Annotated in this window: 11 protein-coding genes; all 11 read left to right on the top strand. The window is 63.5% G+C overall.

What is annotated here, in order from left to right; translation table 11 throughout:
• Positions 1-73 precede the first annotated feature (73 nt).
• On the top strand, positions 74-685 hold the full coding sequence (locus ACWTU8_RS21045; protein WP_455849692.1) for a VOC family protein: 612 nt from the start codon (positions 74-76) through the stop codon (positions 683-685).
• A 143-nt stretch (positions 686-828) separates the two neighbouring features.
• A complete protein-coding gene (locus ACWTU8_RS21040) occupies positions 829-3,123 on the top strand; it encodes a bifunctional salicylyl-CoA 5-hydroxylase/oxidoreductase (protein ID WP_455849691.1) in 2,295 nt (764 codons plus the stop codon).
• Positions 3,120-3,893, top strand: coding sequence for an SDR family NAD(P)-dependent oxidoreductase (locus ACWTU8_RS21035; RefSeq protein WP_455849690.1), 774 nt, complete (start codon positions 3,120-3,122; stop codon positions 3,891-3,893). The genes ACWTU8_RS21040 and ACWTU8_RS21035 overlap by 4 nt, the downstream gene beginning before the upstream one ends.
• Positions 3,887-4,357, top strand: a complete 471-nt coding sequence (locus ACWTU8_RS21030; RefSeq protein WP_029357027.1) for a MarR family winged helix-turn-helix transcriptional regulator — start codon at positions 3,887-3,889, stop codon at positions 4,355-4,357. The genes ACWTU8_RS21035 and ACWTU8_RS21030 overlap by 7 nt, the downstream gene beginning before the upstream one ends.
• Positions 4,354-5,166, top strand: a complete 813-nt coding sequence (locus ACWTU8_RS21025) for an enoyl-CoA hydratase family protein (protein ID WP_455849689.1) — start codon at positions 4,354-4,356, stop codon at positions 5,164-5,166. Before ACWTU8_RS21030 ends, ACWTU8_RS21025 begins: the two co-directional genes overlap by 4 nt.
• 104 nt (positions 5,167-5,270) lie before the next feature.
• Entirely contained in the window at positions 5,271-6,419 is a 1,149-nt protein-coding gene (locus ACWTU8_RS21020; protein ID WP_455849688.1) for an acyl-CoA dehydrogenase family protein, read from the top strand.
• Between the two features lie 77 nt (positions 6,420-6,496).
• Positions 6,497-6,892: a RidA family protein gene (locus ACWTU8_RS21015; protein WP_455849687.1), complete on the top strand. Its 396-nt coding sequence runs from the start codon at positions 6,497-6,499 to the stop codon at positions 6,890-6,892.
• 359 nt (positions 6,893-7,251) lie between these two features.
• Positions 7,252-7,980, top strand: coding sequence for a GntR family transcriptional regulator (locus tag ACWTU8_RS21010; protein ID WP_455849686.1), 729 nt, complete (start codon positions 7,252-7,254; stop codon positions 7,978-7,980).
• A gap of 172 nt (positions 7,981-8,152) precedes the next feature.
• Positions 8,153-9,292, top strand: coding sequence for an aminotransferase class V-fold PLP-dependent enzyme (locus ACWTU8_RS21005; RefSeq protein ID WP_455849685.1), 1,140 nt, complete (start codon positions 8,153-8,155; stop codon positions 9,290-9,292).
• Between the two features lie 99 nt (positions 9,293-9,391).
• Complete coding sequence (locus tag ACWTU8_RS21000) at positions 9,392-10,189, top strand: ABC transporter substrate-binding protein (RefSeq protein ID WP_455849684.1); 798 nt, start codon at positions 9,392-9,394, stop codon at positions 10,187-10,189.
• Positions 10,190-10,359: 170 nt separating this feature from the next.
• The gene (locus ACWTU8_RS20995; RefSeq protein ID WP_065005955.1) at positions 10,360-11,034 is read left to right on the top strand and encodes an amino acid ABC transporter permease; all 675 of its coding nucleotides are present in this window, start codon (positions 10,360-10,362) and stop codon (positions 11,032-11,034) included.
• Positions 11,035-11,077 lie beyond the last annotated feature (43 nt).

Raw genomic sequence — 11,077 nt, 5'->3', positions numbered from 1 at the left:
ATTCGCACGCCGAAGAGCGGGCCTCGGGCGTGCGCCCGGCAAGTCACCCATGTCCCGCGAGAGGATGACTGAGATGAAGAATGCACTCCTAACTGCAACGCTTGCGGCCGCCGTCCTGGGCACCATCGGTGGAACCATCAGCACAGCCTCAGCCGATTCCATTCCTGGCATGCGCGGACACGATCACACCGGGGTTACAGTCCCCGACATGAAGCAGGCCGTCGACTTCTTCACCGAGATCGTCGGCTGCAAGAAGGCGATGTCCTTCGGGCCGTTCGCCGATGATAAGGGGACGTTCATGCAGGATCTGCTGGGAGTCGACCCCAAGGCGGTGATCGAGGAGATCACCCTGGTCCGCTGCGGCTACGGGTCGAATATCGAGCTGTTCAAATATACCGCGCCCGAACAGAGAGACCTGCAGGCCCGCAACAGCGACATTGGCGGCTTCCACATCGCCTTCTATGTCGACGATATCGCTGCCGCGAAAGCCTATTTCGATGAAAAGGGCGTCAAGACGCGTATGGGGCCGCTGCCGGTTACCGAAGGGCCGGCGGCCGGCCAGAGTATCCTTTATTTCCAGGCGCCCTGGGGCCTGCAGCTGGAAGCGATCAGCTATCCCAACGGCATGGGCTATGAAAAGGACGCAGAGACGGTGCTGTGGAGCCCGAAGTCCCCGGAAAAATGATCCGGCAGGCGCGTGCTTGCGGGTCTGACCGCAGGCACGCGATAGGCACCTGAGACGAATCGCTTCAATTATAAAACTTCAAGCTTGAAATAATATACGTCAGGCGCGATACTGAAGATAGGAAGCGAGAGGAGATCGCACAGATGAAGGTTGCGGTTCTCGGCGGCGGACCAGCCGGCCTCTACTTTGCCATTTCGATGAAGCTCAGGGACGCCGCGCACGAAGTGACCGTGTTCGAGCGCAACCGCGCCGACGACACATTCGGCTGGGGCGTCGTACTGTCGGCCGAAACGCTCGACAATCTGACCAGGAACGATCCGGTCAGTGCCGTCTGGATCAGGAAGAATTTCGCCTATTGGGACGACATCGCCGTCATCCATGATGGGGTGCGCACGGTCTCGACCGGCCATGGCTTCTGCGGCATCGGCCGCAAGCGGCTGCTCACCTTGCTGCAGCGGCGGGCCCGCGAGCTCGGCGTAAAGCTGGTCTTCGAGACCGATATCGCCGACCCCAGACCCTACATGAAGAGCCACGATCTGGTGGTTGCCGCCGACGGCTTGAATTCGAAGGCACGGAGCGCATTCGTCGACGTGTTCAAGCCCGATATCGACACCCGCAAATGCAAGTTCGTCTGGCTTGGCACCCAGCAGAAGTTCGACGATGCCTTCACCTTCATCTTCGAGAAGACGGAGCATGGCTGGGTGTGGGCGCATGCCTACCAGTTCGACAAAGATACCGCGACCTTCATCGTCGAATGCAGCGAGCAGACCTGGGGGCGCTTCGGCTTCGGCACGATGTCGCAGCAGGAATCGATCGTCGTCTGCGAACAGATCTTCGCCAGGCATCTCGCTGGCCATTCGCTGATGACCAATGCCAACCACATCAGAGGTTCGGCTTGGATCAATTTTCCGCGCGTGCTGTGCGAACGCTGGTCCTACAAGAATTTGGCGCTGATGGGCGACGCAGCGGCAAGCGCGCATTTCTCGATCGGCTCCGGCACCAAGCTGGCGCTGGAAAGCGCGGTGGCGCTGGCCGACTATGTCGATTCCGAGCCCGGCCTCGAGGCGGCGTTTCGCAAATATGAGGACGCCCGCCGCACCGAAGTGCTGAAGCTGCAGTCGGCGGCGCGCAACTCGCTCGAATGGTTCGAGGAGGTCGAGCGCTATCTCGGCCTCGATCCGGTGCAGTTCAATTATTCGCTGCTGACGCGCTCGCAGCGCATCAGCCACGAGAATTTGCGGCTGCGCGATGCCGAGTGGCTGGCCGGCGCCGAAGAATGGTTCCAGCGCCAGGCCGGCGCCGGCGGCAACAGTCTTCGTCGCGCGCCGATGTTCGCACCGTTCCGGCTGCGCGACATGGCGCTGCAGAACCGCATCGTCGTTTCGCCGATGGCGCAGTACAAGGCCGTCGACGGCTGCCCGACCGACTGGCACTTCGCCCACTATGCCGAACGGGCCAAGGGTGGCGCCGGCCTCGTCTACATCGAGATGACTTGCGTCAGCCCCGAAGGCCGCATCACGCCTGGCTGTACCGGCTTTTACGCGCCCGAGCACGAAGTCGCCTGGAAGCGGCTTGTTGATTTCGTCCACACCGAGACCGAGGCGAAGATCTGCGCGCAGATCGGCCATTCCGGCGCCAAGGGTTCGACCCGGCTCGGCTGGCAAGGAACCGACGTGCCACTGACATCAGGCAACTGGCCTGTCATGGCGGCGTCGGCGGTGGCATGGTCGCCTGAGAATCAGCTGCCGAAGGCGATGGACCGCGCCGACATGGATTTGGTGCGCGATCAATTCGTCGCTTCGGCCGAGATGGCTGAACGCTGCGGCTTCGACATGCTCGAAATCCACGCCGCGCACGGCTATCTCCTGTCCTCCTTCATCACGCCGCTGACCAACCGGCGCACGGACGCCTATGGCGGCTCGCTCGAAAACCGCATGCGCTACCCGCTCGAAATTTTCCATGCCGTGCGCGCCGCCTGGCCTGATGAAAAGCCTGTTTCAATACGCATCTCGGCCAATGACTGGGTCGGCATCGAAGGCGTGACACCGGCCGATGCGGTCGAAATCGCGCGGCTGCTGCATGAGGCCGGCGTCGACATCTGCGACGTGTCGGCCGGCCAGACTTCCGCCGAGGCAAGGCCGGTGTATGGCCGTATGTTCCAGACGCCGTTTTCCGACCGCATCCGCAACGAGGTCGGCATGGCGACCATGGCGGTCGGCAACATCTACGAACCGGACCATGTCAATTCGATCCTGATGGCCGGCCGGGCCGACCTGGTCGCGATGGCACGACCGCATCTCGCCGACCCCTACTGGACGTTGCATGCGGCCGTCACGCTCGGCGACCGCGGCGTCAAATGGCCGGATCCCTATCTGCCTGGCCGCGACCAGATCTACCGGCTGGCCGAACGCGACGCGGCAGCGGGGCTGAAGGTATGAGCGTCGTTGAAACGATGGCGGGACGGCATGCGCTGGTCACCGGCGGCGGCTCCGGCGTCGGCCGCGCCATCGCGCTGGCGCTCGCCGATGCCGGCATCGATGTCACCATCTGCGGCCGGCGCGAGGCAGCGCTGGTCGAGGTCGCCAGGGAAAACGACCGCATTTTCGGCATCGCCGCCGACGTCACCAATGAGGCGGCGATGGCGTCGCTCTACAGCCAGGCCGAGGCGGCGCGCGGGCCGATCGATATCGTCGTCGCCAATGCCGGCATGTCCGGCAGCGCGCCAGCACCGCGGACCTCGCTTGCGGACTGGCAGCGCACGCTCGACGTCAACCTGACCGGCGCGTTCCTGACGGTGAAACCGGCGCTGGCCGGCATGGTCGCACGGAAGATCGGCAGGATCATCTTCGTTGCTTCGACGGCCGGGCTAAAAGGCTATCCGTATGTCGCCGCTTACGTTGCCGCCAAGCATGGCGTCGTCGGCCTGATGCGAGCGCTGGCGGTCGAGACCGCCAAATCCGGGGTGACGGTCAACGCCGTCTGCCCGGGCTTCATCGAAACCGACATGCTCGAGGAATCCATCCAGCGAATTGTCGAAAAGACCGGCCGCTCGGCCGAAGAAGCACGGACGAGCCTTGCCTCGACCAACCCGCAAGGCCGCTTCATCCAGCCGGAAGAAATTGCAGCCGCGGTGCAGTGGTTGTGCGGCGATGCTGCCCAATCGATCACCGGACAGACGATTTCGATCTCGGGAGGCGAGACATGGTAGCCGGTCCCCTGCCCGCGCCGTCCGGACCCGGCAAGGATCGGCTGCGGCTGTGGGTGCGGCTGCTGCGCGCCTCGCGCAGCATCGAGGCCGAGCTGCGCGAGCGCCTGCGGCAGGAATTCAACACGACGCTGCCGCGCTTCGACGTGATGGCGGCACTCTACCGCGCGCCGGAAGGCATGTTGATGAGCGACCTGTCGCGCTTCCTGCTGGTGTCCAACGGCAATGTGACCGGGATCGTCGACCGGCTGGTTTCGGAAGGGCTGGTTACCCGCGCCCGGCGCAATGGCGACCGCCGCACCTCGATGGTGCGATTGACGGAGGAAGGTTCGAAGGCTTTCGCTGTGATCGCCGCCGCGCATGAAAGCTGGATCGGCGAGCTGCTGGGCAACGTGAGCGAGGACGAGGCGCGCCGGCTGACCGGCATGCTGAATTCCTTCCGCAGCAATTGGGAGGGACGGGAATGACAAAGATGGCCGGCCGCATGCCGAAGCATTTCCTCTGGCAGGTCGAAGGCAAGATCGCAAATATCCGGCTCGACCGGCCGGAGCGCAAGAACCCGCTGACCTTCGAAAGCTATGCCGAGCTGCGCGATACTTTTCGCGACCTCGTCTATGCCGACGACGTCGATGCGGTGGTGTTCCTGCCTAATGGCGGTAATTTCTGCTCCGGCGGCGATGTTCACGACATCATCGGCCCGCTGGTGAAGATGGACATGAAGGCATTGCTCGCCTTCACCCGAATGACCGGCGATTTCGTCAAGGCGATGCTCAATTGCGGCAAGCCGATCATTGCGGCGGTCGACGGTGTTGCGGTGGGCGCCGGCGCCATCATCGCCATGGCGTCCGACATCCGTATCGCCACGCCTGAGGCCAAGACCGCGTTCCTGTTCACGCGTGTCGGTCTTGCCGGCTGCGACATGGGCGCCTGCGCGATCCTGCCGCGCATTATCGGCCAGGGCCGCGCCGCCGAGCTGCTTTACACCGGCCGGACGATGAGTGCTGAGGAGGGCGAGCGCTGGGGTTTCTACAACCGGCTGGTCGATGCCGCAGCACTTGAAGCCGACGCGCTCGACATGGCGGCGCGCATCGTTTCCGGCCCGACCTTCGCCCACGGCATCACCAAGACGCAGTTGAACCAGGAATGGTCGATGGGCCTCGACCAGGCGATCGAGGCGGAAGCGCAGGCGCAGGCGATCTGCATGCAGACCGGCGATTTCAAGCGGGCGTACCAGGCTTTCGTCGCCAAGGAAAAACCGGTGTTCGAGGGCAATTAGGATGAGAGCTGCATCCATAAGAACGGACAGATTGGCGGGACAGCGCCCCCCTCTGTCCGACAGAGGGGGGCGCCGTGGAGTGCAGTTCGGGACGAGGCATTCCCATGCCTGACCGCTCCTTCCTCAACTGGCCGTTCTTCGAGGACCGCCATCGCGAGCTTGCCGAGCGGCTGGACGCCTGGTGCGGAAGAAACCTGCCGGTCGCGCATGACGATGTCGATGCCGCCTGCCGCGAGCTGGTGGCGAAGCTCGGCCAAGACGGCTGGTTGAAACCGACGGCGCTCGACATCGCAAACCCCGGACCGCTTGACGTGCGCACGCTGTGCATTACGCGCGAGACGCTGGCCCGGCATCACGGACTGGCCGACTTCGTCTTCGCCATGCAAGGGCTCGGCACCGGGGCTCTGAGCCTGTTCGGAACGCCCGACCAGCAGCGCTGGCTGGCGAAGACACGCGCCGGCGAAGCGATTTCCGCGTTCGCGCTGTCGGAGCCACGCTCCGGATCTGACGTCGCCAATATGGAGATGACGGCCGCGCGCGACGGCGACGACTATGTTCTGTCAGGCGAGAAGACCTGGATTTCCAATGGCGGCATTGCCGATCTCTACGTCGTTTTCGCTCGCACTGGCGAGGCGCCCGGCGCCAAGGGGCTTTCCACCTTCATCGTGCCTGCAGACACCGAGGGCCTGACAATCGCCGAGCGGCTGGAGGTGATCGCGCCGCATCCGCTTGCACGCCTGTTCTTCGACAATGTCCGCGTTCCGGCCTCGGCATTGATCGGCAAGCCAGGCGACGGTTTCCGTCTCGCCATGTCGGTGCTCGACGTGTTCCGCTCGACGGTCGGCGCGGCGGCACTCGGCTTTGCCCGGCGCGCGCTGGACGAAAGCATCACAAGAGTGGCCGAGCGCAAACTGTTCGGCGCTGCGATGGCCGAGCTGCAAATGGTGCAGGGCCACATCGCCGACATGGCGCTTGATGTCGATACCGCCGCCCTGCTGGTCTACCGCGCCGCCTGGACCAAGGACATGGGCGCCGCCCGTGTCACCCGCGAAGCGGCGATGGCCAAGCTGTTCGCCACCGACAAGGCGCAAGAGGTGATCGACAAGGCCGTGCAGCTGCATGGTGGTGACGGCGTGCGTAAGGGCCACATCATCGAAAGCCTCTATCGCGAGATCCGCGCGCTGCGCATCTATGAGGGCGCATCCGACGTGCAGAAGGTGGTCATCGCCAGGCAAGTGATGGGAGCGGCCTGAGACCGAACTTGCGACAGAAAATTGCTGGTTTCGAATTTTGAACACTGCGACCGGATTTGAGTATCGGGAGGCTTGATATGCACACCATCCTGCAGCCAGAAGGCTGGGCGAAACCAATCGGTTACGCCAATGGCGTCGCCGCGCGCGGGCAGCTGATCTTCATCGGCGGCCAGGTCGGCTGGACCGGGCAAGGCCAATTCGAAACCGATAATTTTGTCGGCCAGGTGCGGCAGACGCTTACCAACATCGTCGCGGTGCTCGCCGAGGCCGGCGCCAAGCCTGAGCATATCACCTCGATGACCTGGTACTTTACCGACAAGTCCGAGTATATGGCCAACCTCAGGGGTATCGGCGAGGCCTATCGCGAGGTCATCGGACGACATTTTCCGGCCATGGCCGCCATGCAGGTGATGGCGCTGGTCGAGGATCGCGCCAAAGTCGAGATCCAGGCGACAGCGGTGATCCCGGACTGAGGCGAGGCGTGCCTCCCTTCTCCCCTTGTGGGAGAAGGTGGATCGGCGCGTAGCGCCGAGAACGGTTGAGGGGTGTTGGACGGAGCGCGGTCGACGCCAAGCTGGAACACCCCTCATCCGACCGAGCTTCGCTCGGCCACCTTCTCCCACAAGGGGAGAAGGGAGAGCCACACGCTGGCGCCCTTTTTCTCCCAGTTTCTTCAACGGAAGAGGGGGAGGCTGAGAGCGATTGCCCCAGCGTGCCAGCCTGACAGCTTGGCTTAACGCCCATCTTGTGATCAGATGATCACGCCTGCTTCGGGTGGGGCGATTACCGCGTGTAACTTGCACATAGCTTCTGTCGGGAGAAAAGCGAAACCGTGGCTCTGGGATTTGAACCGGTATCGGGACGTGTGACCGTCCAGGATGGTGTCTACCAGCAGCTTCGGCATGCCCTGATGGTCGGCAGCTTCGATCCGGCCCAGGTGCTGACCATCGCCTCGCTGGCCGAAGCCTTCGGCACCTCCAACATGCCGGTGCGTGAGGCCTTGCGGCGGCTCGCCGCCGAGAACGCGCTGGAGATATCGCAGAATGGCTCGGCCTGCGTGCCGGTCGTCACCCGCGCGCGGCTCGACGATCTCTGCCGGGCGCGCGTCGCCGTCGAAGGGCTGGCGGCCGAGCTCGGGGCGCCGCGCCTGACCGCTTCCGAGATAGCCACATTGCAGAGGATCACCGGCGACCAGCAAGCGATCGGGCGCGATGGCAGCATCTACGAACTGATCGCCAAGAACCAGCAGTTCCATTTCACCATCTACCGCGCCTCCGGCTCCGACGTGCTGTTTCAGTTGATCGAGACGCTGTGGCTGCGCTTCGGCCCCTATATGCGGCTGTTGTCCAACCATGTCGCGCCCTTGATGCGCGCCGGCACGATGGAGCCGTCCGGGCGGCACACTGCGATCATCGCAGCACTGAAGGATCGCGATTTTGCCCGCGCCCGCGAAGAGGTGATTGCAGACATCAGGACGACGCAGGAGACGCTGCGCGCAATCTGCCCCGACGTGCCGGAAACCAGGCCGGTCGAGTTCGCCGGGTTCGGCAAGGCCTCCTGAAGCTCCGCTGCGGATTGAACGCCAAATTGACGCCGCAAAGTGCCGATCCGCGACCACTCGCGGTCGGAAAAAATCGCCCCCGATTTTCCCGATTGAATCGCATTTCTTCGCGGGCAGCGATTGATCCGTATTCGGTTTTGTGATCACATGATCACAAGGGAGCAAAAGCGTCGTGCCTGGTTATTTTCTCTACCATTCGATCGGGACGTTTCCCGGTAAGGCGGAGCGCATGGCTGCTGCCCTGTCGGAATTCTCGGGCGTATGGTCGGCGGAAGATGACGGCCAGTGGCCGGCGGCCCTTGCCGCGCGGCAGCGCTTCGTCGATGCCTGGGGCCGGCTGATCGATGCCCCGCAAGGCACCCTGACCACCGCCGAGAACGTCACGTCAGCGCTTTATAGTCTGATCGGCGGCCTGCCGTCCGAGCGTCTGGCGGGAAAGCGCCTGCTGGTCGCGGCCGACTGTTTCCCGAGCCTGCACTTCCTGCTTGCCGGACTTGCCGAGCGCTTCAACTTCGTGCTCGACACCGTGCCACTGCGGCCTGGCGAGAGCTGGGTGCGCGACGAGGATTTCATCGCCCGCTGGCAGGACGATGTCGGTCTGGCCTTGCTGACCTTCGTCACCTCCACGGCCTCACACCGCTGCGACGTGGCGCGACTTGCCGAGCATGGCCGGGAGATGGGCAGCATCGTCGGTGTCGACATTACGCAAGGCGTCGGCGTGACGCCCTTCTCGATTGCGAAGACGCCGGTCGATTTCGTCGTCTCGACCTCGTTGAAATGGCTGTGCGGCACTTCGGGCGCCGGCGTCCTGCAGGTGGCGCCCGATCTGGTGTCCGCCTGCCGGCCGGAACTTCGCGGCTGGTTTAGCCAGCCGAACCCGTTCTCCTGGGATCTCGACAGTTTTTCCTATGCAAGCGATGCGCGCCGTTTCGACCATGGCACGCCGGCCATCCTGGCCAGCGTCGCATCGCTGCCCGGCCTCGAATGGGTCGCCGAGACAGGCGTCGACGCCATCCGCTCACAGAATGCCAGCATGACCGAGCGCATCATCGGCTGTGCGATGGACAATGGCTGGGTATTCCGTACGCCGCTCGATCCAGACAAGCGCGGCGGCAGCGTCATGCTGACCTTGCCGCAAGGCGTCGACCCGGTGAAAACGGTGTCGACGCTGCGCAGTGAGCGACTTTACTGCGACGCGCGCGGCGCGACGCTCAGGCTGTCGCCCGGTATGGTCACCACGGACGACGCGGTGGACGCACTGCTGGAGCGTCTGCAGCAGTTGATCGGCTCGCGACAACGCCGCGCATCCTGACTCAGGCGCCGCCTCGCCTGCAGTGTCCGGAAATACGGCGCTGAAAAGGGGCGGAAGTGAAAAGCGCCACAGGGAGTGGCCGAACCAGAGGGAACGAAAATGAGCTTCACTCGCCGTAATCTGCTTCTTCTCGCTGCCGCCATCGGCATTGCCGCCGGCCCGGTTGCCGCCTATGCCCAAGAGACGCTGAATGTCGGCGCCTATCCGACCAATCCGCCCTTCGAATACAAGAACGAAAGCGGCACCTTCGAGGGCTTCGAAGTCGACATCGTCAACGAGGCGGCCAAGCGCATCGGCATGACCACGGAAATCGCCGATCTCGGATTTCAGGCCCTGTTCGCCGCCACCACGTCGAAGCGCATAGACGTTGCCATCTCCTCGATCACGATCACGCCGGAGCGGCTGAAGTCGCAGGCGTTCACGCAGCCCTATTACGATTCCGACATGGGCATCGCCGCCAAGGCGGACAGCCCGATCAAGTCCGAGGCCGACCTCAAGGGCAAGATCATCGGCGTGCTTTCCGGCTCGACCGGCGAAGCCTGGACCAAGCAGCACCAGGAGGCCGGCGGGTTCAGCGAGGTGAAGGGTTACGACACGCAGCAGAACCTGCTGCTCGATCTCAGCGCCGGTCGCGTCGACGCCGCGGTCAGCGACATTCCGGGCCTGGAATATTCCTTCACCAGGATGAAGGACCTCGCCGTAAAAGAGCGTATCAAGACCGGCGAGCAGTACGGCCTGATGATGGCCAAGGACCACCCGCTGCTCGGCAAGCTGAACGACGCACTGACCGCGATGAAGAAGGACGGCACGCTGGCCGCGATCCACAAGAAGTGGTTCGGCAGTGACGCACCCGCCGATTCTTCGACCGTCAAGGAAATGCCTATCCCAAAGGCCTGAGCGGCAGCGGCTGAAATCGTGCCGGCTTTCCACGCCGGCGATAACGTTGCGCGTATCCTGACGCGCAACGGAGCCTTTCTTCCACGCATGATCCGCTCCGAAACCCGATTTTTGGTTTCGGCAGCATGCTTTAGCGTCGCGGGACGCCAAATCTTTCGGGAATGCTCCCCATGTCGCTGCTAGAGACCTTCTTCAACGCCGATGTCATGATCTCCAGCCTGCCGGCGTTGCTGCGCGGCTTCCTGAACACGCTGCTGCTCGGACTGTTGAGCATCGGCATCGGTATCCCCGTCGGCCTGGCGATCAGCCTAATGCGGCTCTATGCGCCGAAGCCGCTGCGGCTGCTGGCGGTCGGCTATATCGATATTTTCCGGGCGATGCCGGTGCTGGTCGTGCTGATCCTGATCTACTACGCGCTGCCGTTCCTCGGCATACGCCTGTCGTCCTGGACCTCCGCGGTGACGGCATTCGCCATCATCATGGCGGCTTATTCGGCCGAGGTGTTCCGCTCCGGCATAGAAAGCATTCCGCGCGGCCAGTTCGAGGCGGCGCAGGCACTCGGCCTGCCGTTTTTACTGACCTTGCGCAAGGTGGTGCTCCCGCAGGCGATCCGCGTGGTCATTCCGCCGATGACCAGCAACTGCGTTTCGATGTTCAAGGACACGTCGCTCGCCTCAACAGTGGCGCTGCCCGAACTACTGAAGGAAGCGACCAACGCGCAGTCACTCTATGCCAACCCCTCGCCGCTGATCGGCGCGGCGCTGGTCTATCTCATCTTTCTCTGGCCGATGGTCCGTCTCGTCAGCCTGCTGGAACGCCGCTTCAAAACCGAAAAGACCCGCTGACGTCGCCGATTTCCCCATCTGCCAATTTTCATATCTGTCAGCC

This window comes from Mesorhizobium sp. BHbdii (assembly GCF_053848045.1).
This window is presented reverse-complemented; position numbering and strand designations above follow the sequence as displayed.